Annotated in this window: 22 protein-coding genes; 5 read left to right on the forward strand and 17 right to left on the reverse strand. The window is 63.6% G+C overall.

Annotated features, from left to right (window positions below; genetic code table 11):
* Positions 1-224 precede the first annotated feature (224 nt).
* The 7 genes from VII69_14450 to VII69_14480 all read right to left on the reverse strand — a co-directional run bounded on the left by VII69_14450 (position 225) and on the right by VII69_14480 (position 9,829).
* On the reverse strand, positions 225-2,291 hold the full coding sequence (locus tag VII69_14450; protein HEY5096309.1) for a M3 family metallopeptidase: 2,067 nt from the start codon (positions 2,289-2,291) through the stop codon (positions 225-227).
* A gap of 27 nt (positions 2,292-2,318) precedes the next feature.
* Positions 2,319-3,053 carry a CoA-transferase gene (locus VII69_14455; protein ID HEY5096310.1) on the reverse strand — a complete coding sequence of 245 codons (735 nt, stop codon included), beginning with the start codon at positions 3,051-3,053 and terminating at the stop codon, positions 2,319-2,321.
* A 28-nt stretch (positions 3,054-3,081) separates the two neighbouring features.
* The gene (locus VII69_14460; GenBank protein HEY5096311.1) at positions 3,082-3,972 is read right to left on the reverse strand and encodes a CoA-transferase; all 891 of its coding nucleotides are present in this window, start codon (positions 3,970-3,972) and stop codon (positions 3,082-3,084) included.
* A 41-nt stretch (positions 3,973-4,013) separates the two neighbouring features.
* Positions 4,014-5,318 (reverse strand): acetyl ornithine aminotransferase family protein, encoded by a 1,305-nt coding sequence (locus tag VII69_14465; protein ID HEY5096312.1) that lies wholly within the window; start codon positions 5,316-5,318, stop codon positions 4,014-4,016.
* 102 nt (positions 5,319-5,420) lie between these two features.
* Positions 5,421-7,007, reverse strand: a complete 1,587-nt coding sequence (locus VII69_14470; protein ID HEY5096313.1) for an aldehyde dehydrogenase family protein — start codon at positions 7,005-7,007, stop codon at positions 5,421-5,423.
* 94 nt (positions 7,008-7,101) lie between these two features.
* Positions 7,102-8,481: an aspartate aminotransferase family protein gene (locus VII69_14475; protein ID HEY5096314.1), complete on the reverse strand. Its 1,380-nt coding sequence runs from the start codon at positions 8,479-8,481 to the stop codon at positions 7,102-7,104.
* A gap of 7 nt (positions 8,482-8,488) precedes the next feature.
* Positions 8,489-9,829 carry an oligosaccharide flippase family protein gene (locus VII69_14480; GenBank protein HEY5096315.1) on the reverse strand — a complete coding sequence of 447 codons (1,341 nt, stop codon included), beginning with the start codon at positions 9,827-9,829 and terminating at the stop codon, positions 8,489-8,491.
* 123 nt (positions 9,830-9,952) lie between these two features.
* Here VII69_14480 and VII69_14485 point away from each other — a divergent pair, with 123 nt between their 5' ends.
* Complete coding sequence (locus VII69_14485) at positions 9,953-10,396, forward strand: hypothetical protein (protein ID HEY5096316.1); 444 nt, start codon at positions 9,953-9,955, stop codon at positions 10,394-10,396.
* A 668-nt stretch (positions 10,397-11,064) separates the two neighbouring features.
* On the opposite strand, the gene larE is transcribed toward VII69_14485, so the two are convergent.
* Genes larE through larB form a run of 3 tightly spaced genes read right to left on the reverse strand, consistent with a single transcriptional unit; the run spans position 11,065 to position 13,900 of the window.
* Positions 11,065-11,868, reverse strand: coding sequence for an ATP-dependent sacrificial sulfur transferase LarE (gene larE / locus VII69_14490; protein HEY5096317.1), 804 nt, complete (start codon positions 11,866-11,868; stop codon positions 11,065-11,067).
* Positions 11,865-13,100 carry a nickel pincer cofactor biosynthesis protein LarC gene (gene larC, locus VII69_14495; protein ID HEY5096318.1) on the reverse strand — a complete coding sequence of 412 codons (1,236 nt, stop codon included), beginning with the start codon at positions 13,098-13,100 and terminating at the stop codon, positions 11,865-11,867. The genes larE and larC overlap by 4 nt, the downstream gene beginning before the upstream one ends.
* Positions 13,097-13,900 carry a nickel pincer cofactor biosynthesis protein LarB gene (gene larB, locus VII69_14500; GenBank protein HEY5096319.1) on the reverse strand — a complete coding sequence of 268 codons (804 nt, stop codon included), beginning with the start codon at positions 13,898-13,900 and terminating at the stop codon, positions 13,097-13,099. The genes larC and larB overlap by 4 nt, the downstream gene beginning before the upstream one ends.
* A 217-nt stretch (positions 13,901-14,117) precedes the next feature.
* Between larB and VII69_14505 the strand changes: the two genes are divergently transcribed.
* From VII69_14505 to VII69_14515, 3 genes are read left to right on the forward strand one after another with little or no spacing between them, the layout of a single operon-like run.
* Complete coding sequence (locus VII69_14505) at positions 14,118-15,308, forward strand: PLP-dependent aminotransferase family protein (protein ID HEY5096320.1); 1,191 nt, start codon at positions 14,118-14,120, stop codon at positions 15,306-15,308.
* Between the two features lie 3 nt (positions 15,309-15,311).
* Entirely contained in the window at positions 15,312-16,919 is a 1,608-nt protein-coding gene (locus VII69_14510; protein ID HEY5096321.1) for a hypothetical protein, read from the forward strand.
* Between the two features lie 16 nt (positions 16,920-16,935).
* A complete protein-coding gene (locus VII69_14515; protein HEY5096322.1) occupies positions 16,936-17,970 on the forward strand; it encodes an SDR family oxidoreductase in 1,035 nt (344 codons plus the stop codon).
* A gap of 1 nt (position 17,971) precedes the next feature.
* Here the strand turns inward: VII69_14515 and VII69_14520 are convergent, their stop codons facing one another.
* From VII69_14520 to murJ, 7 genes are all read right to left on the reverse strand, one after another.
* Positions 17,972-18,967: a tetratricopeptide repeat protein gene (locus VII69_14520; protein ID HEY5096323.1), complete on the reverse strand. Its 996-nt coding sequence runs from the start codon at positions 18,965-18,967 to the stop codon at positions 17,972-17,974.
* A 63-nt stretch (positions 18,968-19,030) separates the two neighbouring features.
* Positions 19,031-19,462: a DUF5069 domain-containing protein gene (locus VII69_14525; GenBank protein ID HEY5096324.1), complete on the reverse strand. Its 432-nt coding sequence runs from the start codon at positions 19,460-19,462 to the stop codon at positions 19,031-19,033.
* Positions 19,459-20,331, reverse strand: a complete 873-nt coding sequence (gene rfbD / locus VII69_14530) for a dTDP-4-dehydrorhamnose reductase (protein ID HEY5096325.1) — start codon at positions 20,329-20,331, stop codon at positions 19,459-19,461. Before rfbD ends, VII69_14525 begins: the two co-directional genes overlap by 4 nt.
* 28 nt (positions 20,332-20,359) lie before the next feature.
* Entirely contained in the window at positions 20,360-21,712 is a 1,353-nt protein-coding gene (locus VII69_14535) for an O-antigen ligase family protein (protein ID HEY5096326.1), read from the reverse strand.
* 124 nt (positions 21,713-21,836) lie between these two features.
* Positions 21,837-23,129 (reverse strand): thymidine phosphorylase, encoded by a 1,293-nt coding sequence (locus tag VII69_14540; GenBank protein HEY5096327.1) that lies wholly within the window; start codon positions 23,127-23,129, stop codon positions 21,837-21,839.
* The gene (locus VII69_14545; GenBank protein HEY5096328.1) at positions 23,126-24,037 is read right to left on the reverse strand and encodes a purine-nucleoside phosphorylase; all 912 of its coding nucleotides are present in this window, start codon (positions 24,035-24,037) and stop codon (positions 23,126-23,128) included. Before VII69_14545 ends, VII69_14540 begins: the two co-directional genes overlap by 4 nt.
* Before the next feature lie 5 nt (positions 24,038-24,042).
* A complete protein-coding gene (murJ, locus tag VII69_14550; protein ID HEY5096329.1) occupies positions 24,043-25,635 on the reverse strand; it encodes a murein biosynthesis integral membrane protein MurJ in 1,593 nt (530 codons plus the stop codon).
* Between the two features lie 78 nt (positions 25,636-25,713).
* Between murJ and metF the strand changes: the two genes are divergently transcribed.
* Positions 25,714-26,673 carry a methylenetetrahydrofolate reductase [NAD(P)H] gene (metF, locus tag VII69_14555; GenBank protein HEY5096330.1) on the forward strand — a complete coding sequence of 320 codons (960 nt, stop codon included), beginning with the start codon at positions 25,714-25,716 and terminating at the stop codon, positions 26,671-26,673.
* The last annotated feature ends 49 nt before the right edge of the window (positions 26,674-26,722 follow it).

Below are 26,722 nucleotides of genomic sequence, written 5' to 3' on the forward strand. Positions count from 1 at the left end.
CAAGCGATGCTTGCCCTAATACGGCGACCGCGGGGCAAGCGATGTTTGCCCTAATACGGCGACCGCGGGGCAAGCGATGTTTGCCCTAGTACGGCGACCGCGGGCCAGGCGATGCTTGCCCTAGTACGCCGACCGCGGGGCAAGCGATGCTTGCCCTAATACGGCGATCGCGGGGCAAGCGATGCTTGCCCTAATACGAGTACGCCCGTACTACATTTCTATCGTTATTTCGGTGGTGTGATCCCTAAGTATTTGTAGAAGGCATCGTAGCTGACCGGTCGGCCCAGAAATCTTTCGAGCAGCACGTCGGGTTCGTAGACGCCGCCCGGCTCCAAGATATCTTTCCGATAGCGCATGCCGGCCACCGGGCTCTCCAGGCCGTAATGTTGGAACACCGTGAACATGTCTTGCGCGAATACTTTCGACCACAAGTAGCCGTAGTAGCCCGCGTCGTAGCCGCTCATGAGATGTCCGAAGGCCGCTTCCGGATATGTGCCGGGGATCATGTGGCCGACGGTCATCGTGGACTGCAGGCTCGACCAAAGCTTGGTGGCGTCCACCGTCGGACCCGAACTGTGCAGCGTCATGTCGTATTGCGCATAGAACGCCTGACCGGTGTAGTCGAGTCCGTCGGTGACGTGCTCGAGCGCCACCATCTTCGTGATCAGACTATCCGGCAGCGGCGCGCCCGTTTTGACGTTGCTCGAAACGATCTTCAAAATCGACGGCTGCCACATCCAGTTCTCGAGCATCTGCGATGGCGCTTCGACGAAATCACCGCGCACCGCCGTGCCGTAAAGCGTCTCGTACGGCGCGATCGAAAGCGTCGAATGCATAGCGTGACCAAACTCGTGGAAGAACGTCACGACATCGCCGTGGCTGAGCAGCGCAGGCTGGCCGGGCGCAGGCGCAGGCCAATTGCCCACGATAGCGGTGACCGGCTTTTGAACCGAGCCATCGGGCAATAGGCGGCCGGGCCGTACGCCGAAGTCGGCGAAATGATCATACTTGCCGGCCCGCGGAAAGAGGTCGAGATAAAACCAGCCGATAGCTTTTCCGCTTGCGGTATCGTCTATCACGTATTCGCGCACGTCGGGGGCCCAGGCGTCGGGCGCCGGCAACTGCGTGAACGTCACGCCGAGCAGCTTTTCATAGATGGAGAACACGCCGCTGATCACGTGGTCCACGGGAAAATATTGGCGCACGATCGAGTCGTCTACCGCGTATCTTGTCTTGATGAGTTTGGTCTCGTAGTACGGCGTATCCCAGCTCGCGAACGGCGTCAGGTCGCCGTCTGCTTTTTTCAGTTCGGCGAGCCGGGCGCGTTCGGCGCGGGCAGCGGGCAAAAGCGTGGAGTCGATCTGCGCCAGGAATTTTTGGACACGAGCCGGCGATTTGGCCATCTTCGCCGCTAGCTGATAGGTGGCCCACTGTCCGAAGCCGAGCGTGCGCGCGATCTTGTAGCGCAGCGCGACCGCTTGTTCCAGCCGCGTCACGTTTGCCGGGCCGCCCCGGCGGCCGTACGCCGTGGCGAAACGTTCCCGCGCCGCGCTGTCCGGTTCGTTGTCCATGAACTGCGCGTACGTGCTCTCGTTCACCGGCACGTCGAATCCGGTCGCCGTCGGTTTGACGTTCGCGACAAAAGCCTCTGGCAGCGGTTTGGCATCCGCCGCCGAGATGTGGATGACGGTCTTATCTTCGGAAAGCGTTCGCCCGAACGCGATCGTCAGATCGCTGAGCTGTTGGAATAGTTTGGTCAACTGATCGCGCTGCGCGGGCGGCAACGCCACGCCGGCGCGCACGCCGGTCAGCACGTACGTCTCCACGAGCTTCTTGTCGGCGTCCGTCTTCGCGTCACCGATCGCAGTCACGCGCGCCGCCATCGCATAGATCTTTGGGTCTGCGCTGAGCGTCGAATAGTAGTCGGACACTTCTTGCTGACATTTGTTCGCCGCGTCTCGAACGTCCGACGTCGGCGCAACGGCCGAGAGGAAAGTTTGCGCGGTGGTGCCGTCGTTCAAGTCGGCGACGGCCGTTTCGATTGCCTGAACCGAGTCGGCGAATGTCCATTCGGGCGCGGACTGTGACTCGATCTTCGCGATCTCGGTTTTTGTCGTAGCGATTTGGTCTTCACACGACTGCAGCACCTGGGCCGCCGTTTGATGCCATTGCAGGCCGGTCGCGGGCGGAAGCGTTTCCGGCGCCGGCGCGGCGATGGCTCCGAGCGGCGCGCTGGCGAAAGCGAGTACGAACGCGGCCGCCGAAACGACGCCGAGGAGATGCTTGTTCATGAATGTCCTTTTGGGAAAAGGCCTAGATTATAAGAACAACCGGTCCGGATCCAGCACATCTCGAAGCAGATGGAGCTCTTCACTTGTGGGCGGCGGAATATTTTCGAGCGTCGCGCGCACGCGAAGCGGCCAGCCCACCTTGTGCTTGACTTCTTCAACCTCGACGTTGGGATAGATGCCCACCAATTCGAGCTCGCCGTCGTCTGGTGACGGCTCCAAAATACCCACATCGGTGACGATCCGCACTGGACCGCCGCCCGGCTGCTTCAGTTCCTTTCGCGTTCCATATTTCCCCGCGTGGCCCGGCGATGTGATGAAATCCACCGAGGCCGGAAATGAGCGCGCGGATAGCGCGGTGGCGATGATAACTCGGTGTGCATGCACTGCGATCTCGCACGCGCCGCCGCTGCCCGGCAAACGCACTTTCGGTTTGTCGTACGATCCGATCACGGTCGAGTTGATATTGCCGTAGCGATCGACTTGCGCGCCGCCGAGGAAGCCGACCTGAATCCGCCCCCCTTGAAGATACATCATGAAAATATCCGCCATCGATGCGACGGACAGTGAACCGGTGACAAGCGCCGGATCGCCGATGGAGACCGGCAGCCGATCGGGGACGGCACCCACCGCACCCGATTCATAGATGAGCACGAGATTCGGCGCGTGGGTGGCGCGCGCGAGATTGCACGCGAGATTCGGCAGCCCGATGCCGACGAAAACGACGTCGCCGTCGCGCAGTTCTTTGGCGGCGCGCACGGCCATCAATTCCTGGTTCGAATACGCGCCGATTTCAGAAACCGTAGTTGACTCCTTCGCAGAACATGTCGTCGGCCGCGAGCCTATCCTGCACGGCCGCGCCCAGCTTGCGCATATAGCCGGCGCGGTCGTCAACGCCGTAGACGTACTCTTCCAACCAATTGCGCAGGCCGTCCTCGTCTTTGGAAATCGCTTCCCACGCGACGTAGAAATCGTTGTCGCGGTCGTAGAACCCTTGCGAATACGACGGATGGGCGCCCCACGGCTCGTGCACGACGGCGTCGACGATGATTCCGGGAATCAGCGTTCGATTGGGATCGGCGCGCACGACCGACTCGTCGACGATCTCCTCGACGACGACGATCACGCGTTTGGCCGCGAACGCCGCTTCCTTTTGCACGCCGTAGAGTCCCCAAATCTGCGTATCGCCGTGCTGATCGGCGCGCTGCGCGTGCACGATGGTCACATCTGGATTTATGGCGGGCACCGTGGCGAGCTCTTCGCCGGTGTACGGACACGTCACGGTCTTGATGCGCGGGTTCACCGCCGGCAGATCACTCCCGCGATAGTTGCGCAACGGCCAAAATGGCAGCTTCGCCGCGCCCGCTGCGAAGCGCGCCACCAAACCGTAGTGCGAGTATTCTTCTATTTCCACGGGATGCGGCACTCCCTTTTCCACTGCGCGCCGCAGCGCGAACAGCGAGCCGACACCAGGATTGCCCGCCCACGAAAAGACGAGTTTCTTCGCGCAGCCCGCGGCGATCATCTGATCGTAGATGAGGTCCGGTGTAAGCCGGCACAACGTCAGGTCGCGTCTTCGTTGACGGATGATCTCGTGAGCGGCCGCGAAACAGATGAGATGCGTGAAGCCTTCGATGACGAGCGTATCGCCGTCGTGGACGAAGCGGGCGATCGCTTCTTTCATGGGCATCAACTTCGTCGATGCCGGTCGACCGGAGTCGACGGTCACGCCGGGACTCTAAGCTCAGTCAGCACTTCGTCGAACACGCGCAATCCAATGCGGACGTCCTCTTCATCGATGATCAGGGGCGGCGCGATGCGGATCGTGCTGCGGCCGCAGCCGAGCAGAAGCAGACCTTTGCCGAAGGCCGCAAGCTCGATCTGATGCACGAGGTGCTCGTACGGCTCTTTCGTCGCGCGGTCGCGCACGAATTCGACACCGATCATGAGTCCGACGCCGCGCACGTCGCCGATGATGTCGTGCTTCGCTTTCATCGCTCGCAGGCCGGTGAGGAGCAGCCCGCCCATCTTGGCGGCGTTGTCCATCAAGCCGCCTTCGACGAGGTCGAGCGTGGCAAGCGCGGCTGCGCACGCGACCGGATTGCCGCCGAACGTGCTGCCGTGGCTGCCGTGGGCCCACGACATCACCGACTCTTTGGCGATGATGGCGCCGATGGGAAGGCCCGAGCCGAGACCCTTTGCCAACAGTGTGACGTCGGGAGTGACGCCGAGTGTTTGCGACGCGAACATCGTGCCGGTGCGGCCGACGCCCGACTGCACTTCATCGTAGATCAGCACTGCGCCGTGCTCGTCGCAGAAATCGCGCCAGTACTGCAAGAACTCTTTGTGCGGCACGACGTAGCCGCCCTCGCCCAAGATCGGCTCCATGACGACGGCCGCGATCTCGTCCTCGCCGACGCGCTCGCGGAAAAGGTTCGCCGTGGCGGTGCGCCAGTCGGTGGCGTGATAGGGGTTGTCGTACGGCAGATGATACACGCCCGGCATGAGCGGTCCGAAGTGCCTGCGGTACTTCACTTTCGACGACCCGAGCGAGATTGCGCCCATGCTGCGGCCGTGGAACGAACCTTCGAATGAGATGACGTTCTGCCGCTTCGTGTGGCTGCGCGCGAGTTTGATGGCGCCTTCGACGGCCTCGGTGCCGGAATTGGTGAGGAAGACGCGCTTTCTTTCGGCGCCCGGCGCGAGCTTGGCGAGCCGTTCGCAGAGCTGTGCGAAAACCGGGTAGTAGAAATCCGTGGCGCACATGTGCGCGAATTTGTTCAACTGCTCGGTGGCGGCGGCTACGACTTTGGGGTGCGCGTAACCGGTGGACGATACGGCGATGCCGGCCATGAAGTCCAGATAGCGGTTGCCGTCGACGTCTTCGACCATCGCGCCGCTGCCGCGTGCGGCCACGAGCGCGTATTCTTTGATATACGAGGTCGAGGCGTAGCGCTCGTCTTGCGCGATGATCTTCTGCGCGTTCGGACCCGGCGGCGCGACGCCGATGAAAGGATAGTTCTTTTCCATAATGATTGTTCGTTCTGGACGGCCTGACGGGCAACCTTTTTAGGCTATATTGGCTAGTCGCCCGTCAATCATTAGCCTCGTGCCGTATTCCATATGCATTTGTTAGGTCATGCGCGTGCGCGACTGTTCGCGAAGGAACTGCGAGACGTAGTATGGTCCGCAGCCGCCTTTTCCCGTCACCCCGGAACCTTTCCAGCCGGTGAACGATTGAACCCCCGGCCAGGCGCCGGTTGTAGCCCCGCTTCGCCGGTTCACGTACAGAACGCCGGCTTCCATCTCATCGAAGAACCGCTCGATCTCTTTTTCATCGCCGGAAAAGAGGCCGCCGGTCAGGCCAAGATGCGATTTGTTCGATTCTGCCAGAGCTTGATCGAACGAGTCGACGACCCCGACCGCGAGGATGGGCAAGAAGAGTTCGCGCTGGAATAGTTCGTGATCGAGCGGCAATTTCGCCACCGTCGGCGCGACGTAGTAACCGCTGGCGAGCTTGCCGGTCTTGAGCCGCTCGCCGCCGGTCAGTATTCCGCCGTTCGCGCCGGCGGCTGCGGTGCTCTCTTCGTAGGTCTTGACCGCGCTTTCGTTGATCACCGGACCCATGTATACGTCTTTGTCGGTGGGGTCGCCGATCGTGAGCTTCTTCGTCTTCTCCACGAGCATAGTCATAAAGGCGTCGGCGACTTTTTTGTGCACGTACACTCGCGAGCACGCGCTGCATTTCTGGCCTTGCAATCCGAAGGCCGAGCGCATCACGCCGTCGGTGGCCATGTCGAGATCGGCACTCTCCGCGACGATGGCGGCGTTCTTGCCGCCGAGCTCGCCGAGCACCGGCTTTGCGAACGGTCCACCGGAGCCGAATTCGCGCAACAGCCGCATGCCGACTTCTTGCGAACCGGTGAACGCGATGCCGTCGACGTCTTTGTGACTGATCAAATGCTCGCCGACCGTCGCTCCGGATCCGTAGATCAAATTGAAGACGCCTTTGGGCATGCCCGCTTCGTCGTACACGCGCGCGAGCATCGCGCCCGTGAGTTGGACCGTGTTTGCCGGCTTGAACACGACCGCGTTGCCGGCGACGAGCGCAGCGCTGGACATGCCGGTGGCGAGCGCCATCGGGAAATTGAACGGCGCGATGACGGCGAACACGCCGAACGGCCGCAGCACGTCTTGGGTCTGCTCGTTCGGCGAGAGCTTGCCGAGCGGGCGCCGAAAGCCGTCGCTCTGCTCGACTTGGTCGGCGTAGTAGTCGATCAAATCGGCGGATTCTTCGGCATCGCCGAGCGACTCCATGCGGTTCTTGCCGACTTCGATGCTCATGACCGCGGCGATCTCGAATCGCATTTCGCGGATCTTTTCCGCCGCGCGGCGCATGACGGCGACTCGCTCGCGCCAGGGAAGAGCGCCCCACTTCTTCTGTGCTGCTTTTGCGGCGGCGACGGCGCTGTCGACTTGTGCGAGCGATGCCGCCGTGAAATTGCCGACGGTGACGTCGAGGTCGATAGGTGTTTGCGTCGCGTGCGTGCCGCCTTGGCCCTTCACCCATTCGCCGTTGATGTAGAGAAGGTGTTCGCCGCCGAGCGACGCGCGCAGTGATTTGACAGCCTTATCGAACGAGCTGTGGATCTCGTCCATGTTGCCGCCGACGGCGGAATAGGTGATCTTCGGCGCTTTGGTCGACGTTTGTGCGGTCATGTTGCCCTCTTCTAACTCGGTTCCGTAGTAGGGTGAGCACCGCTCACCCATTTTGGGCAAGCGATGCTTGCCCTAGTACGAGGGTGAGCATCGGTCACCCATTTTGGGCAAGCGATGCTTGCCCTAGTACGGCGCCGGCGGTCGCCGCAAGGGCGCCGCGCAAACTCTCGGTCAGCTCGTCGATCTCTTCGAGGGTGATGGTGTACGGCGGCGCGATCATGATGAGGTCGCCGTCGTGACCGTTCGCGTGGCCGACGTTCGGCCAGACGACGAGGCCGTGAGCAAGGCATTCCTTGACGAGCGTCTCAACGACTTTCATCGCTCGCGGGAATGGCTTCTTCGTATCGCGGTCTGCCACCAGTTCCACCGCCGCCAACATGCCGATGCCGCGCACGTCGCCGACCATGTGCGCTCCGGAGCCTTTTGTGAGCAGCGTCTTCAGCGCTTTTTGCAGTTCGGCGCCTAAAAGCGCCGCCCGCTCCACGAGCCGGCGGTCGCGCACGTAATGCATGGTGGCAAGCGCCGCAGCGGCGGCGAGCGGATTGTGCGAATACGTCTGGGCGTGCACGAAACTGCCGCTGCCGCGTGCGATGGTGTCGACGATGGATGTCTTGACCAGCAGCGCCGACAACGGCGAGTATCCGCCGTTCAAGCTTTTGCCTAACGTGATGATGTCCGGCACCACCGGTCCACCGTCACGCGCGCGAAAGTGCTCGAGTGCGAGGAATTTTCCGGTGCGGCCGGCGCCGCTCAGCACTTCATCGGCGATGAAGAGGATGCCGTGCGCGTCGCACAGCTCGCGAATGCGCGCGTAGTAATCGGGCGGAGGCACCGATGCGCCGGTGGACGATCCGCCCACGGGCTCGGCGATAAAAGCGGCGACATTGCCCGGACCGACTCGATCGAGCGCCTTGGCGAACGCCTCGCCGGTCATCGCGGGCGAAGAGTCGCCGAGCGGACCCGCCCGGTATGGATACGGGGCGTCGATCATCGTGACGTCCAGAAGCCACGGCGCATAAATCTTACGGTAGGGCTCGCGCGCGGACGCGGAAAGTGCGAGCAGCGTGTTGCCGTGATAACCCGGCGTGCGGGCGATGATGATTTTGCGCTGCGTTTCGCCGCGCTCCACATGGTACTGCCGCGCGAGTTTTAGCGCCGCCTCAACCGCTTCGGAACCGCTGCTCAAGAAATACGCTTTGCCGATGCCCGGCGGCGCGTGCGCGCACAGCAAATCGGCCAGTTTCTCGACGGGTTCGTTGGTGAATGCGGTGCCGTTGACGTAGGTGAGTCTGTGGGCTTGCACGCCGATTTCAACGGCGACCTCGTCGACACCGTGACCGATGCATGCCACCATCGCGCCGCCCGATCCGTCGAGGTAGCGTTTGCCTTTGTCGTCGTACAGGTACACGCCCTTGCCGCGGACGATAAGCGGCAACTCGACGTTGAGCTTCCGGTAAAAAACGTGGCCATTCATCGGACGTTCAAAGTTCGGCGGACGGGGGGCCGGGCGCCTGCGGCACGTGCGACCGATGCTCCATCGGCGCGGAGCGCAGCGCCTGCGCCACGCAGAATGCGATGCACGGAACGAGCGCCGCGTTGATGGCGATCGCGATGATCAGCAGCGCGAAGGCGGTCTTGCCTAGCGACGCCATCAGCGCGGCCTCCAGCACCACCGCCGGCACGAGAAATCGCGCGACACGATAGTCGCGCACCGCGACCAGATAGGCAAAGCCGAGGGTGCACGCTCCGAGAATGCCTTCGTCGACTGCGTATAGGCGAAGCAACGGAATCGACGCCACGAATTTCGCGCCATATGATGCGGCGATCACCTGGCTTGGGGCGCCGACCAGCAGCGCCACCACAACCCCGGTCACGAGCAGCCCGGCGCCGAACGCGATCGCGAGCAATCGTGAAAGCGATTCCCGGCTCGCGTGATGCGCTGCCGCCGCTTTCGGCATGAGCACCAGACCGATCAGGCCGACGCCGTAGGGAATGATGCGCGCGATCGTCCCTGCTGCTCCATAGTAGCCCGCTTCGTCGCCGGACAGATGATGTTTGGCGAAGATGGTATCGATGAACATGAGCGCGGCGGTGCACGCACCCACGCCGAGAACTTTGAGCGATTCTCCGCCGAGGCGCAGATGCGAGTGTTCGGCTTGGTCGTACGTCGATGCCGGGGCGCGCGCGATGAACGGCGGCACGAGCACGCCGGCAGCGAATGCGCTACCTGCCACGAATCCGGCCAGCGCACCGAGCACCTGCCAGCCCAAAGCGACGAACGTCACGGCCACGATCAATTTGACGACCGATTCGCCGATGAGCGACGATGCAAAAAAACCGAAACGGTGCGCTCCCTGCGCGCAGCCGCGCAGGAACGAAGCGAATATATTGGCGGCGCAATATGTGGCGAATGCGATCCATAGATCCCACCGCTCGATGTGCAGATATGGGGCGAGCGCTAAGCTCGCGACGAGTATGCAGACGCCGACGACGAGCGCAACGCCGAACGCGGCGCGCGCGGCGTGCCGCACGAACGAACCGATGTCGTCGTCGCGATGGCCGACCCAAAGCTTGGCCCCTTCCTGAACCGCGACGCCGTTCAGCGCCGTGCCGACAACGCCTACCAGAGCCGCGATCGCGATCAATGCGGTCAGCGTGCCGTATTGTTCGGGACCGAGCCTGCGCGAGACGATGAAATGGAATGCGTAATTGAGTAGATTTGCTACCAGCGCCGCCCCGATGACGAGGCCTGCGTCACCGGCGAGACCTCGCAGATCGAACGCGCCCCGTGCGGACGGTACGGGCGGCGTCACGGAATCCATCGCAAAGCCATTGTCTGCGCCTTCGCAACCGGCCTTCACAAAAGGGCGGCGCGACGCTTGGACCGAAGGCAACGCGCCTCTCGGGCTGCGTGAGCATTGCTGCTTGTGCGTGAGGATATTTTCGTGGCAACCGTCGTCGGCATATTTCCGGATACCGCATCCGTAGCGTCTCTGCTCAGCGCGCTAGGCGCCGCCGGCCATGACGTCTCGCGCGCTCAAATCCTCGGCAACATGGATGTGCCGACGGAGATCGCAAATACCGGCGCGCAATACACGTGGCTCGGCGACGTGAATCGCGGGAGCGGCGGCGGCGGCTTCGGGAATTTGGCCGGAGGCGTCGGGGTTCCCGGAATCGGCCTCGGCGACCGCACCGAAGGCGTCATCTACGGAGATAGCGTCAATGATTATCTGGCGTCGTTGAATGTGCCTGATGGCCGCAACGACGACTACGCCATCGCGATTGAATCCGGTCGGACCGTAGCGGGCTTGCTCGTACCCGACACCGACACCGACGCAGTGCGCAACCTATTCACGTCTTCCGGCGCAACGGTCGTCGACGTCTTCTAGTCTTATCGCATCTGTAGGAGGGCAAGCATCGCTTGCCCTGTTTTTTTGTTCCCTGTAGGAGGGCAAGCATCGCTTGCCCTAGTCGACGCGACCTTATCATATAGATCACCAGAACTGATCGACGATTCCGCACCAGCGATACTCGGTCGCCTCGCGAACGAGTGCGGCCCGTACCGGGTTTTGAGTAATGTAGTACGCTATACGAAACTCCGAGTCGTTGCCTCGTAGAATTCTGTCATAGTAGCCATAATGCCAGCGAATCGTTTCGCCCATGCTCTTCAGACTCTTCATACTTTCGTGCTTTAGGGTTGCGATTATTCGCGATAGACTTCGTTCGGATGATCTAAGCTTTAGCAGCATGTGCACGTGGTCGGGCATCACGCAATAGGATAGCAACCAATACCATCCGCGTTCGCAATACCTAAAGATAACATCGCGCATAGCTCTAGCCGCTTCAGGTTTGGCGAATATCTGGCAGCGATCCCAGACGCTGAACGTTACAAAGAAAACGCGCTGACTAGCGTAATCCAGTGACGGAAGTCGTGGCGGCGTTCGTAGTTGTGGCACACCTTCGATGTCGCGTCTCCGAAACCGCGGGGCAAGCGAGGCTGCCCTCCTAAATTGGAAACGCCGGCGCAAGCGATGCTTGCCCTAATACGGTTTCCATTTTACGGTTCGTTGAGGGAGCCCATCCGATAGCCGCGCGCGTCGATCTCGATCGCCGCGTAACCGACTTCATGCAACGCTCGCTCCACGAGCACGCGCCGCGCGTGCAGCCGCGCGATGTCCGTCGTCGGGACTTCCACGCGCGCGACCGAACCGAAATGGCGCACGCGCACCACGGGAAATCCTGTCGCGCGTAGAAAGCGCTCCGCCAAATCGATTCTGCGCAAGGCGTCGATCTCGATGCGCGTGCCGTGCGGCACGCGCGACGACAGACACGGTGTCGCGGGTTTATCCCAGACATCGAGCCCAAGATGCTTTGCGATCGACCGCACTTCGGCTTTGCAGATCCCGGCTTCGGCTAGCGGACTTCGCACGCCAAGTCGTTTCGCCGCGCCGCGGCCCGGCCGCGAATCGAGCGGCGCCGTGCCGTCGTCGGCATTGAACCCGTCGACGACGTATGCAAACTCCTGCTCGCGCGCGATCGCGACGAGTTTGCCGTACAGCTCGTCCTTGCAATAAAAACAGCGGTTCACCGGATTGGCGCGATAGCGCTCGTCTTCGAACTCTGCGGTTGCGATGGTCTCGTGGCGCGCTCCAATGGCTCGTGCCAGCGCTGCCGCCGCTTCCGCTTCACCGCGAGCGACCGACGGAGAAATGCCGGTTACGCCGAGCGCTCGTTCTCCGAGCTCTTGGACGGCGATCGCGAGCACGACCGAGCTATCGACGCCGCCGGAAAAGGCGACGACGGCGCTCCCGAGCGAACGCACGATCTCTCTCATGGACGTTTCGCGACGCGCGTCGATCATCGGCGCGCTTTTCCAGCGAGCCATTCGTCGGCTATGCGTTCGGCCCGTCGCATCACGTCGACGAGCGCCGCTCCGTCGCGGCGCGCGATGGCCCGCACATCCTCGTATTCCGGCCTAGCGCGCGGTCCGGCGGGTGTCTGAGTGATTTTGACGCGAAACGATCCCATATCCGAATTGATCTGCTCGACCGCGCGCACGCCGATGGTGCGCCGCGCCGTCCACCTGCGGACGCCGATGCTCGTCGTCTCGGCGAGCATAACGGCCACCACTGCGTCCGCACGCTCGAGCGGCGCCAGCGCGCGGACCACGGTTCCCGGCCGCCCCTTTTTCATCAGCGCAGCTTCAGTCCACACGTCGACCGCACCGGCCGCGAACATCCGCTCGAAGAGATGTTCGTATATCTGCGGATTCATGTCGTCGATGTTGGTCTCGATCTGTTCGATGTCGCCCGCGCCATCGGCGCCGGATGCCCCAATCGCATCCTCCGCGAGCACGTCGCCGATCACGACGCGCAACACGTTTGCAAATGGAAATTCGGAGCGCCCGCTACCGTAGCCGATGCCGCGCACCGTCATCGGGGGTCTGAGCCCGAATTGAGAAACGGTCGTCAAAATCGCCGCACCGGTCGGCGTGACCAGCTCGCCGTCGACGTCTATCTCGTAACACGGAAAACCGCGCAGGAGCTCCATCGTGGCAGGCGGCGGCGACGGCAAAGTGCCGTGACCCGCGTGAACGCTTCCCCGTCCGCACGGCAAACGCGAGCAATAGACCCGGTCGATGTCGAGCATGAACAAGCCCAAAGCCGCTCCCGCGATATCCACGATCGCGTCGATCTGGCCGACCTCGTGAAACGCGATCTCGTCGATAGGCACGCGGTGCACGCGCGCTTCGGCTTCACCAAGGCGGTGATAGATCGCACACGCCGTCTTCTCAACCGCAGCCGGAAAACCGGCGGCGCGAACGATTGCAAGCACGTTGGCGAGTTTGCGGTGTGCGTGCGCCCCGTGACCGCCCGCGCCCGCGAGATGATCTTCGCCGGGGACATCGACGTCGAGATACAACGCGCCGACACCGCGCTTGCTTACGGATTCGGCGCGCATCGTCCAGCCTTCAACCGGCAGCCGCCGCAGTTCGCGCTGCAGCGCGTCCATGCTCAAGCCCGCGTCCACCAGTGCGCCCAATATCATATTGCCGCTCGCGCCCGCGAAGCAATCGAAACACGCGATCCTCATGCGTGGCGCTCCGCGGCGCGGACCGCGACCCGGTTGATGCGCGATGCGGCGCATGCCGCGCCAAATCCGTTGTCTATATTGACGACGGCAACGCCGCCGGCGCAGGCGTTGAGCATGGTCAGCAGCGCGGCGAGTCCGCCAAACGATGCGCCGTAGCCGACACTCGTCGGCACCGCGATCACGGGTTTGTCGGTGAGTCCGGCGATGACGCCCGGCAACGCGCCGTCCATTCCCGCCACCGCCACCACGACGTTGGCTTGGCGCAGTGCCCCGATGTGCCCGAGCACTCGGTGCAGACCAGCGACACCGACATCGTCTAAGCGCGCGACATTGTTGCCCATGAGGTCGAGCGCGACCGCTGCTTCGGAGCCCACCGCGCGATCTGCCGTACCGGCCGACACCACGCAAGCCAGGCCCACGCGCGCTTGCGGTTCGCGTTCCAGCGCGATGATCCGCGCGTCGGCGTGAAAAATAGCGTGCGGCAACTCGCGCTGCACGGCGTCGAACTGCTCGCGCGTCACGCGCGTGGCCATCACCGTTCCGGCGCGCGCGCACAGCGCGACCGCGATCTCGGCGACTTGCCGCGGCGTCTTGCCCTCGGCGAAGATCACTTCGGCGAAGCCCGTGCGTTCGGCGCGCAGATGATCGAGCTCCGCATAGTCGAGAGCATCGTCGCGCACGTGTCCGCCAAGATAAGCCGATGCCTCATCGATCGAGACGGCGCCGTCGCGCACCGATTGGAGCAGACGCGCAAGCGTGGAGCGTTCATCGTTGGTCACGGGGATGCGGGTTTCTACCATTTTGTGAATCCGCCCCCTAAGGGACAGTAAGCATTAAGGAATGATTCATGTTCGTTCATCTATGGGCAAGCGATGCTTGCCCTCCTACACGCGGGTTGCGGGAATCCGCCGCCGCCGCTTGGAACGACGTTGCGTACTCAACCGAACCGAGGTCCGAATGTCTCTAGCCGCGCACGGCTCGCCTTCAGATACCCCAGTCTTCCGTTTCGCCAAACGCATGCGCGGTCTCAAAGCCAGCGCCATCCGCGAAATCCTCAAAGTCACCGAGATGCCCGACGTCATCTCGTTCGCCGGCGGATTGCCCGCGCCCGAGCTCTTCCCGGTCACTCAATTCGCCGAGGCGTGCCGCGAAGTGCTCGAGACCCAAGGCGCCGAGGCTTTGCAGTACAGCGTCACCGAGGGCTATCCACCGCTGCGCGAGTGGATCTCGGGGTATCTGCACGAGACCATCGGCCTCGAATGCACCGCGAACCAAGTGCTCATCATCAGCGGCTCGCAGCAGGGACTTGATCTCGTCGGGAAGGTGCTGCTCGATCCTGGCGACACCGTCATCATCGAAAATCCGGCGTACCTCGGCGCCATCCAAGCATTCGATGCATACGAAGCGCGCTACATCAACGTCGGCACCGACGGCGACGGCATCGTCATCGCGGATCTCGAGCGCGCCCTGCGCGACGGCGTCCGCACCGGCAAGCGCGCGAAGCTCCTGTACCTCGTGCCGAATTTCCAGAATCCGAGCGGCATCACGCTCACGCTTGCGCGGCGTCTGGCCGTCATCGAGCTGTGCGCTCGATTCGGCGTGCCCATCTTCGAAGACGATCCGTACGGCCGTCTACGCTATTCCGGCGAGCACATTCCGTCGATCACCGCACTCGCCCACGGCGATAATTGCATCTACATGAGCACCGTGAGCAAGACGATCGCGCCGGGCATGCGGATCGCGTGGCTCGTCACCAACGATCGCGCCGTGTACGAGAAGATCGTGCCCGCCAAACAAGCCGCCGACCTGCACACCTCGTCGTTCACGCAACGCGCGGTCTACGCGTACGCGCGGCGCCCGGGCCAAGTGGAGGGGCACGTCCGTGAGATGCTGCCGGTGTACACGCGCCGGCGTGACGTGATGCTCGCCGCGCTCGCCGTGCACATGCCCGAAGGCACGACGTGGACGCGACCCGACGGCGGATTGTTCGTGTGGGTCACGCTGCCCGGCGGAATAGACACGCAACTTCTATTGGCCCATGCCGCGCGCGAGAAAGTCGCGTTCGTGCCAGGCGCTCCATTTTGGGTCAACCGCGATGTCCGCAACACCATGCGCCTGAACTTCAGCAACGGCGCCGACGAAAAGATCAAGACGGGCATCGAACGGCTCGGCCGGTTGGTCAAGGCCTCGCTGGAAGGCGCGCTCTAGCGGATGTCTCGGGCCGTCGCCTGCGCGGCGCTCGTTCTCGCCGGAACCTTTCCCCCCGCTGCGGCGTTTGCCGCCACCGCTCATCCCGCGGTCACCGTCACAGGCGACCTCGTCTCGTTCTACGCCGGGCACGTCGTGCTCGACGCGCGCGGCCGCGCGCACCTCGACGACGGCGTGCTGCATGTCACCGCCGATCGCATCGTCCTCGATCTGCGCGCGAACCGGTACGTGGCCGCCGGCAACGTGGTCGCCGCGCCGGCGTTCGGGGGCGGCGCGCCGGTCAGCGGCGCGGCGATGAGCGTGGATCTCAAAACGCATCAAGGATTATTCGTCTCCGTCACGCCGGCGGTGTCGCGCACGGCAATCGATGGACAAAACGTCAGCGCCACCCTCGACGCGACGGTCCTTCCTCCGGATCCGCTCGCCCTTCCCGACGTCAGCGGCGAGATGCCGTTCGCCGTGGCGCCGCGCGCGGTCGCGCACCTCGGCGCCGACGTGCGCTTGCAGCGAGCGCGCGTGCTCGTGCCGGGCGGACGAACGGTCGGCCTCCCGTCATACGTGTACACGTTTTCGTCCGATCAAGGATACAACGTCACGAACATCGCCAACAGCGGTGAAGATGTGCCGATCCTGTTCGGCAGCACGCGCAACTCCATCCAGGGCGCGCACTTCGCGTACGACCAGCTCGTCAAAGTCAGCCTCGGACTCGACGAGCATATCGTCGACGGCCAGCGATCGTACCTCATCGCGTCGGTCGCGCCGCTCAACGGACCGCGTCACATCGGCAACTTTCTCTGGGTTGACGACGTGAACTCCCACACGACGCAGACCTATACCGCTGGCGCCGTGAACGGTTCGGGGGTGTCGCAAGGCTACGATTTATTGGACACGGCCCATCGTTCGTATTTCGATCTATCCGCGCAGACCTTTGGCGGATCCGGCCAGCGCTCCACAAGAATCGGCTGGCAAGGCTACGATCAGCAGTTCAGCCCCAAAGGACTCGGTTCGTTCTTGTACTTCCATCTCAGGAGCGAATACGGGTTGGGATACACGGCCACCCCATTCAACTCGATCCCGTTCGCGGCCGACGTCGTGCTGCCGCGCTCCGTCTGGCACACCGGGCTTGAGCTGTATACCTCGACGTCCGCGTTCAAGATCGCGCAAGGTTCGAGCGTCACGCTCTCCGCAGATTACAAGTCGCTCCACGAGACGTTGCCGCACTCGCAATTCGCCGCATCGTACAGCGCATCGCTGAGCCACGTGTGGAGCAATCAATTGAGCACGAGTATTTCGGAGACGCTTGAACCGATCCACGACGGCTATCCAAACCCCGGTGACGGGCTGCCGCCGGCCGGCTATCGAACGGTTTTCGACAGCCAGCAAGCCGCGGTGTTCTATTCCAACGCAAGCGCGTTCGCGTTGAGTCTGAACGCCACGCACGATTCCGCCGGAACCGACAATCCCACCGGGATCGCGGTCCAGCCGTGGTCGCTCGGCGCCGACGTGCGGTTCCGCGTTTCGCGGTCCCTTTCGCTTGACATCAGCAGGTCTTACTTCTTCGGCTTTGAAGGCCGCCGCTTCGGCTCGTTCGGATTTCAGATCTTTCCTTGAGGAGCGCCGGCAAAACATGAAGGTACTCGTCACCGGCGGCGCCGGTTACATCGGCGTGGTGCTCTGCGAACAGCTCCTCAACGCCGGCCACAACGTGCGCGTGCTCGACCGGCTCTATTGGGGCCGTGCGCCGTTGCGGCATTTGGCGGACCGTATCGAAGTCGTGCAGGCCGATGTCCGCGACGTCCCCGCAGACGTGTTCGACGGCATCGATGCGGTCGCGCACCTGGCCGGCCTCTCCAACGATCCGACGGCCGAGTACAATCCCAAAGCCAACTGGGAGATGAACGCGACCGCCACGGAACAGCTCGCGCACGCCTGCAAGAAACACGGCGTCAAGCGGCTGACGTTTGGATCGAGCGCCTCTATCTACGACGGACTCGGCGACGACATCTTCGACGAAGCCGCCCCCGTTTCGCCGCGCGGCGCCTACTCTTGTTCGAAACACGCCGCCGAGGCCGCGTTGCTAGCTGCAGCCGGTAAAGATTTCGCGCCGGTGATCCTGCGCCAGGGCACCGTCTACGGCTATAGCGCGCGCATGCGCCTCGATCTCGTCGTCAACACGTTCATCAAGGATGCGCTTTTGCGCGGCGCGCTCTATCTGCACGGCGGCGGATGGATGTACCGGCCGCTGGTGGACATCACCGATGTCGCCGCGGCGCACGTGCGCTGCCTCGAGGCGCCCGCCGAAGCGGTGGGCGGCGAGATCTTCAATGTCGTGCACGACAATTTTCAGATCCGCGAACTGGCCATGCTGGTCACCGGCTCGCTCTCACTCATCGGGCGCCACGCGCGGCTGGAAAATGCGCCCGTGCCCCTGATCAACCGCAACTACCGCTGCTCCAACCGGAAACTGCAAGATCGCATCGGATTTTCGCCGGGCGTCACCGTGCTCGAATCGATCGAGAAGATACTTTCGAATTTACCGGTCGACGACCCGACGCAGCTCTCGCATCCGCGCTACTACAATATCGGCTGGATGACGCTGCTCGACGAAATCGTCGCCGAGCAAAACGGTTTCGCGTCGGTGTGGGAGACCGCTCGCCGCTGAACTAGCCGTGCAGGCTGTCGAGCAGCGATTGAGCGTCCTTGGCGTCGGACAGATCGCCGTTGACTTTGTACTGCTTCAATGCGGCCGCGGCATCGACGATGGCGCTCTTCACGTCGCCGAGATTTTTTTCTGCCGTGGCGCGATCGAAGAGGGCATCCGCACTATCTGGGACCGCCGCAAGGTACACGTCGCAATCCAGCTTGGCTTTTGCCCACTCGTCGAGATTCAAGTACGAGAGGCCGCGATAGAAATTGCAGAGTGTGATCGTCGAATCTTTGGCCAAGCATTTGCTCAATTCGGTGATGGCGGCGGCGTATTCGCCGGCCGTCACTTCGAGATGTCCGAGTGACATGAGCGCGAACGGCCGGTCCGGGGTCAACGTCAGCGCTTGCTCGCAATCGGCGCGCGCGCCGGCGAGATTGTTGGCCTCGCGCCGTGTGTTGCAGCGATCGGCATATGCGTCGCCGTCGGTGTCGCGCAGCGAGATCGCTTTCGAAAGGTCCGCTTCCGCGCTCTTCAGATCGTCGAGGTAGTAGTTCGCTCGGCCGCGCCGCTCCCATGCGTAGCCGTCGGTGGGATCGAGGGCGATCGCTTTCGTGCAGTCTGCAACGGCGCCGTTGTCGTCGTTCATGATATCCCGAGTGTCGCAGCGCGTCGCATACGCATATTCGTATTCCGGGTCGAGCGCGATGGCTTGATCGTAGTCGGCCAACGCACCCTTACTATCGTCGAGGTTGGCCTTCGCGTCGCCGCGTGCGGCGAATGCTTCGGCGTCGTTCGGCTCGACGGCGATGGCCTTGCTGAACATCTCGATTGCGGCGGCATTCTTGCCGCCCTTGATGAGCGTGCGCCCCTGCTTGACGAAGTCGGCGGCAGCTGCTGCGGCGCCCTTATCGGGCGACGCCGTCGGACTTGGCGCTGCGCAGGCAGCGGAAGTTCCCCAACTGGCGATCGTCGCGGCGACGACCAAGAGCAACAGGGTGCGCATATATTTCATCGTATCGCACATTCGTGGGTCGGCTTACGCGACCTGCGACCGACCGCATGTGGACGTCGCGACCTACGGCGCAGGGCTGATGCGGCGGACGAACGACATCAATCCGTGTTCGACTGCTCTGAACGCTTTGAGAAAAAGACCGACGAACGCCGAGGGCGCGACGTACCCGTCGTCGACATCGATGATGCGGATGAATACTTGATAGGGCGCTGGGAGCCGGTCCGACCAGCGCCGGACGCGCGCATCGTCGAAGCCGCGCGCGCGCAGCGCGGATAAAACCGCGGCATCGTCAGGCGAAGCGGCGACGATCGCCGCGAACTGTGCGGTCGTAACCCCGAGCCGCTCCAGCAGCGCGCGGTCGATCGGTGAGTGCCCGAATAGATACGCGCCGAGTGCGCCGCCGCTGTCCATCTTGGCTTTGTCGATCAGTCGCGGCAGCCAACGGATGCCGTCGAGGTCATCGCTCCAGCGGCGCGGCGGCGAATGTGCGGTCATGTGATGTGTCCTCGTGCCACGAGATACTCCCGCAGCGCCGCTTGCCACGGTCGCGACGCCAGTCCGAGTTCCCCCAACTTCTCGCTCGCCAGCGCCGAATACGCCGGCCTGCGCGCGCGTGAAGCTACATGCTCGGAAGCCACTGCGACGGCGCGTGTCGCAAGTCCGGCTGCCTCGAAGATGCCGTCCGCGAATTCGCACCACGAGCATGGGCCGCTATTGGTGAGATGATACACCCCCGCCGGCGCGCTGCGTGCGGCGAGCGCCACGGTCAGCGCCGCAGCATCGGCGGCATACGTCGGGGTCATCACGATGTCGTCCACGACTTCGATGCGTTCGCCGCGCCGCGCCTTTGCCAGCATCGTCTCCACGAAGTTGCCGCCTTTGCCGCTCGATCCCGCCGTGCCGAAGACGCTCGCGATGCGCAAGACGTACGCATTTGGATTTGCGATGCGCACGAGCGTCTCGCCCGCGACCTTTGATGCTCCATAGACATTGACCGGCGCGACGCGGTCGGATTCGACGTATGGCTGCGTCGCGTGCGCGCTGCCGAAGACGTAATCGCTCGAATAGAAGGCTACCGATGCGCCGCGCTCGTTCGCTGCCGCCGACACGTTGTGGGCGCCGGTGCAGTTCACGCCAAACGCAAGATCGGGCCGGTCCTCGCATTCGTCGGTGCGATGGAACGCGGCGGTATTGACGACGATGTCGCCGGGTCGCAAAGGCGCGAACGCTCGCGTTAGAGACGGCCGGTCGGTGACATCGCACTCCGCGCGCGTAAGAGGCAAGACGTCGATGCCGGCAGCGGCCGCGGCTTTCGCGACGTCGGTGCCGATTTGGCCGCCAGGTCCGATCAGCGCAAGGCGCATGCCGGATGGGTCGAGTTCGATGGTGATGTCAAGATCGCGGATACGCGGGGTTGAGCGCCGCGAGGTCGGGCTTCTCCCGCATCGCGGGGATCATGGCGATCACGATGAAAAATGTGAGCGCCGCTTTGGGAAATGGCATGGTGTCGTCGACGAAACCGTGCAGCACGATCGCAAGCAAGGCGCCGTATGCGCCCACGGCGATGGGATCCGACCAAAGCTCGGTGCCTCGCGCGCGCAACAACATCCCGCCCAGAAAGACCGCCAGCAGCGCGAGCCCCGCGAAGCCGAGATCGGCGGCCGTTTCCAAGTACCAGTTATTCGCGCTGCCGTGCCACGCTGCGTCAAGCTGCAGCCCGCAGCTCGCGTTGCGGTCGGCGAAGTTCCCTGCGCCGACTCCGAATATCGGCGCGGACGCGATCAACGAGTCGGCGCACGACCAAAGCTGGCCGCGGACCGACATCGATGCGGTCGCGGTGGGGGTCGCGAGAAACTCGTGCTTCAATGCGTCGGGCGACAGCACGGCGCCCGCAACCGGTATTACGAAGAGCGCCACCGACGCAGCCACGACCGCGCCGCGTTTGGGCAGCGCCGCTAGCACGTGGACGTCCGCGTTGCGCCGCGTCCAGATGTACGCAGCCACGACCAGCACGGTTCCCGCCGCGCACGCCCAGAACGCGCCGCGGGAAAACGACAGCAGCAGATCCGACGTCAAGAGGCCGAGCAGCAACGCGCCCGCGATGAACGCGATGCGGTGCAAGCGCGCGAACAGCAACACCGAAAGGAGCACGGGGATGACGGTCTCTAGGTACGCGCCGAATTGATTGGGGCCCTCAAGTGTGGATGCGATGCGCGGCACGAGTGTGCCGTCGGCGGCTTTGAAGACGTCCGGTGCGCCGGTGAAGCTCTGCCACAACCCGTCGAGGCCCACCACAGCACTTGCGATGAACAGCACGCTCGCGACTTTCATAGCATCGGCCGACGACCGCACCGCCACCGCGGTGATGCAAAACGCGCCGGCGTACCACCACCATTTGAGCGCGTCGCGAATGGCATCGGGCCTATTTTCGGACCATGCGATGCTCGCCACCGCGAGAATTGCGAATGCGATCAGGGCGGACGGTGCGATGTCGCCCCGCAAGGCGCTCGCGAATTGCGCGCGGACTTGCGGCCGCACGATCGCCGCGATCAGCAAGCCGGCAAGCGATCCAACGAAGGCAGCCTTCGACACCGTGACGAGTGTGGGTCCAAGCGCGTGATACCACGCGAACGGTGCGGTGGCCGCAAGCGATGCGCCGGCGGTCCACGTCGCGCGATAAGCCAGCACGCCAGCGACGATAGCCAGCGCGATGTAGCATAAGGCAACGGGGGTCGTCAGCGGCAACGCATCCTTTTTCTATTCGCAATGTAGGAGGGTGAGCAACCCGTACTAGGGTGAGCAACCCGTACTAGGGTGAGCATCGCTCACCCATTTGGGCAAGCGATGCTTACCCTACTACAATTGCCTCCTACAATTCGGAGATAATATCGAGTACCAATAGGCGCTCCTGTGGTTTCGTCATACCCACTTTGACTGCTTGATTAAGCAAACGCAAAATCTCTTGGTCGGGTTCCAGCGCTACGTAGCGGAGGATTGGATCCCCCACGCTTGCCTGCTCCCCGACGTGCCGGAGGACGCGAACGCCCACCCGGCGCGCGTCTTCCGCGGTCCGGCCGCGCTTCGCGAGGACGACGCTTTCGCCGATCGCGCCGGCGTCGATCCGGTTTATGAAGCCGTCGCTGGCGGATGCCACGTCCGTGCCGGCCGGAAATTTCCGGTCGAAATGGTCCAGAACGCCGCCCTGCGCATCGACCATCGCCTCTAGTTTCCGCCGCGCGGCGCCGCTTCGCAATGCGGTGTCGATGCGCACCTGGCCTTCCCCTATGCTCGCGACACCGCACACTTCCAGCATCGCAATGGCGACCGCTCGCGACACGTCTCGCAATCGGGAACTTCCGCCGCCTTCGAGAACGAGCAATGCCTCATCGAGTTCGAGCGCGTCGCCGGCCGCATCCGCGAGCGGCTCGTCCATCGCCGTCAGCAATGCTCTGACCCGTTTCCCCATCTTGGCGCCGATCTCCACCATCGTACGCGCAAGTTCGCGCGCTTCGCCCATCTCGCGCATGAACGCACCGGCGCCGACTTTGACGTCGAGCACGATCGCCGACGCGCCTGCCGCGATTTTCTTGCTCATGATGGATGCGGCGATGAGCGGAATGCTCGCGACCGTGCCGCTGCGATCGCGCAAGGCGTACAGTTTCTTGTCGGCGGGCGCAAGCGCGACGCTCGCAGCCGCGACTGCGCATCCCACCAATTCTACTTGCGCTTTGAATTCTTCGATGCTCAGTTCGACGCGCGCGCCCGGCACACACTCGATCTTGTCAAGCGTGCCGCCCGTGTGGCCGAGCGCGCGGCCCGAGAGCTTCGCGACGCGCGCGCCGCACGCAGCCGCGAGGGGCACCGCCACGAGTGTCACCGCGTCGCCGACCCCACCCGTCGAATGTTTGTCCACGACTGGACCGCCCAGGTCGCTCCAATCGATGGTCTCGCCGGACGCGACCATGGCGCGGGTCAACGCGGTGGTCTCGTCGATATCCATGCCTGCGGCGCAAACGGCGCGCAGCCAAGCCGTCATCGCTTCGTCGTCGACGCCGCCCTCGTCGTAAGCGCTGATTAGCCGTTCGATCTCGCGGTCGCTCAACGTCGCGCCGCCGCGCTTGCGCTCCGCCAGCCGTCGCGCGTCGTCGTCCGCGCGGCTCACGGGCCTACGTGCTCGACGATTCCTCGCAGAAGTGCAAGCACGTCGCCCGATGCTCGGCCGACGACCGCTTGTACGTCGGCGTGATTCGGATGTGCCGCGGGAGCGTCGGATTGGGCAAGCGATGCTTGCCCTAGTACAGGGGGCGATGCTTGCCCTAGTACAGGGGTAGCGGGTTGCCCTACTACGGCATCTCGTGGGACCGCGGAATTCGAGATCACCGAAATCCCCAACACGCGCAAGCCGGCGTGCCGCGCCGCGATGACCTCCGGCACCGTCGACATCCCCACCGCGTCGGCGCCAAGACCCGCCAGCATGCGCAGTTCTGCATCGGTCTCGTATTGCGGCCCGATCATCGCGACGTACACACCTTCTTCAAGAGCGATGCCCGCGGCTGCCGCCGTGCGCCGGGCGATGTCGCGCAATCCGCTATCATAAGCGTCGCGCATTGACGGGAAGCGCGGTCCGGGCATCCCGGATCCGATGAGCGGGCTCGTGCCGGTCAGATTGATGTGGTCGCTGATCAGCATGATCGTGCCGGGACCAAACGCCGGATTGATCCCGCCCGCGGCATTGGTGACGAGCAGCGTCGTCGCGCCCATCATCTGCGCGACGTAGACCGGGAACACGACTTCCCACATCGGATGGCCTTCGTAGAAATGAATGCGGCCGTCGAACAACGCGACGGGTACCCCGGCAAGCCGGCCGACGAGCAGCCGGCCGCGATGACCGGCGACGGTCGTCACCGGAAATTGCGGCAGTTCGTGATAGTCGAACGCGGTGGCGTCGGTCAGCGCATCCGCGATCGGGGCGAGACCTGAACCCAAGATGATCGCGATTTTCGGCTTCAGCCTCGTATGCTTGCCGATGTGATTCACGTTGAGCGTGACCTGATGGGTCAGCGAGTTCAAGGCCGCTATTGTCTCGCCGCCGACGCCGCGCGCCGGCCTACGTAATCTGCCATGAACGCGAGCAATTGCGCGAGTTCTTTCACCCGCAGCAACGTGCCGGCGGCGAGGAAGACCGCACCCGAGGTGACGATGTCGACGGCGAGCGTGGCCAAGTGCTGCCAGATGGTGCCCGCGTCATGCCAAAGTATGTCGTTGACGAAGTAGCCCGCGAACGCCATCAGGCCGGAAGCCAGAACGACCCTGAGGACCGACGCGCCGGCGAGTTCGTCGTCGGACGCGCCGATGCGGTTGCGCAGCAGCGAGTAGAGGATCACGGCCTCGGCGAGCGACGCGAACGAATTCGCCGACGCAAGTCCGTTGATGCCGAACGGATGCACGAGCAACGCCGAGAGGATGACGTTGAGCACCATCACCGAACTTGCGACGATCACCGGCGTGCGCGAATCCCGCATCGCGAAGAAACAGCGCGTGAGCAAGATGCTGGCCGCGAGGCCGAGCAGGCCGACGGAATAGAACTGCATGGCTCCGGCCGTGCGCACGAGATCGCCGTGCGTGAACGCGCCGCGCTCGAAGAGCACGCTGATGACCGGCTGTGCGAGCACGATAAGCCCGAGTGCCGCCGGCATGGTGATGAGCGCGGTCATGCGCAGGCCTGCCGACGCCGTCACGCGCAACGACGGCAATTCGTTGCTCGCGAATTGTGCGGACAGGATGGGAAAGATAACGGTGGCGATAGCGACCGCGAACAATTGCTGCGGAAAACCCACCACTTTGGTGGCGTACTGCATGGCGGCGATATTGCCGTTGGGCAGCATCGCCGCGAAGTACTTGTCGAAGAGCAGGTTGGCTTGGCCCACCGCAGAGCCCACGACGATCGGCCCCAGGATCACGAAAAGACTGAGCAGCCCCGGATGGTTCAGATCGATGACCGGCCGGTACTTGCAGCGCTTGAAGTAGCTGGGCAGCTGCACGAGCAACTGCGCCACCGCGCCCGCCGCCGTGCCGAACACAAGTCCGTAGATGCCGTAGCGGTCGTAGAGCCATAGCACGCCCGCGATGGCGCAGACGTTGAGCGCCACGCCTTGCAGGCTCGCGGCTTTGAAGCGCCGCATCGCGTTGAGCAAAGCCTGCACGACCCCTGCGATAGACGTCGCGATGATCGTCGGCATCATGATCTGCGTCATGCGCGTGGTCACGCCGGCCTGTCCGGCCGGGAATCCGAAAAGCGACACGATATACGGCGCCGCAAACCAGCCCGCCACCGCGCACACCGTGAGCACGATGAGCAGCACGTTGATGACGGTGCTGGAAAGCCGCCAAACCTCTTCGGTCTCGTCGGAGGCGAAGTAGCCGCTGAAGACCGGAACGAGCGCGCTCACGAGCGCCCCGTTGAAAACGCCGAACACAAGCGTGGGAATTATGGCGGCGACGAGAAACGAATCGAGTTCCCATTGCTCGCCGAAATACCGCGCGTTGACCATCTCGCGGCCGAAGCCGAGCACCATGCTCATCAGCGTAGCGAGCATGACGGCAAGCATGTGTGCCGCCGGTCTTGCCACGGGCAACTCGGCGACTGCCGGCCGCTTGGCGGTAGCCATGCGAGGTGCGTTCGGACCGGCGGGCCGCGGCGCCTACTGCGGGGGAAGGTTTCTCATTCGCCCGTAATATTCGACAAAGTGAAAATCGACGCGATCCTGCAGCACCGCAAACCCTGCTTTTCCTTCGAATTCTTCCCACCGCAAAGCGACGAAGGCGTGGCGCGCCTGCTGTCGACCGTCGAAGTGTTGCGCCCGCTCGAGCCGGCCTTCGTTTCCGTCACCTACGGCGCCGGTGGGAGCACGCGCGCGCGCACCATCGAGGTGACGAAGGCCATCAAGCGCGATCTCGGCGTCGAAGCGATGGCCCATCTGACCTGTGTCGGCGCCGATGTCGCCGGTCTGCGCGGCGTGCTCGATGAAGTGGCGGAGGCCGGCATCGACAATCTGCTGGCACTGCGCGGAGACCCGCCCGGCGGCACCGGCCGGTTCGTGCCCTATGCGGGCGGCTTGCAGCACGCATCCGATCTGATGGCGCTGGCCACGCGCGACTACGACTTCTGCGTGGGCGGCGCATGCTATCCGGAGATGCACATCGAGTCGACCGACGCCGCGACCGATCTTCGTCACGCGTTGCTCAAAGTCGCGTCAGGCGCGAAATTCCTCATCACCCAGCTGTTCTTCGACAACGAACGCTACTTCTCGTTCGTGGCGCGCGCGCGCAGGGCGGGAATCGGCGTTCCCATCATTCCGGGCATCATGCCGATCACCGGCGCCGATCAAATAGCGCGATTCACAAGCCGCTGCGGCGCGAGCATCCCCGACCGCCTCGGCCGCGCGCTTGAAGTGCGCAAGACCGAGCCCGAAGCCGTGCTCGATCTCGGCGTTGCCTATGCCACGCTGCAGTGCGTCGATCTGCTCGCGCGCGGCGTGCCCGCCATCCACTTCTATACGCTGAACAAATCGCCGGCCACGCGCGCGGTGGTGTCGGCGTTGCTCGCGGCGCGGCCGTGGGAGCCGGCGCGTGGATTGCGATATCTCGACGGCGCCGACGCGTTATTGGAAGGCGCGCTCTCGTCGATCGACGATCGCTCGGAGTAGCGCGGTCGTCGCGGGGCGTCCGCTTGGCTGCCGCGCCGGAAGGGAAAGC

This window comes from Candidatus Eremiobacteraceae bacterium, assembly GCA_036511855.1.
Lineage (GTDB): Bacteria > Vulcanimicrobiota > Vulcanimicrobiia > Eremiobacterales > Eremiobacteraceae > JABCYQ01.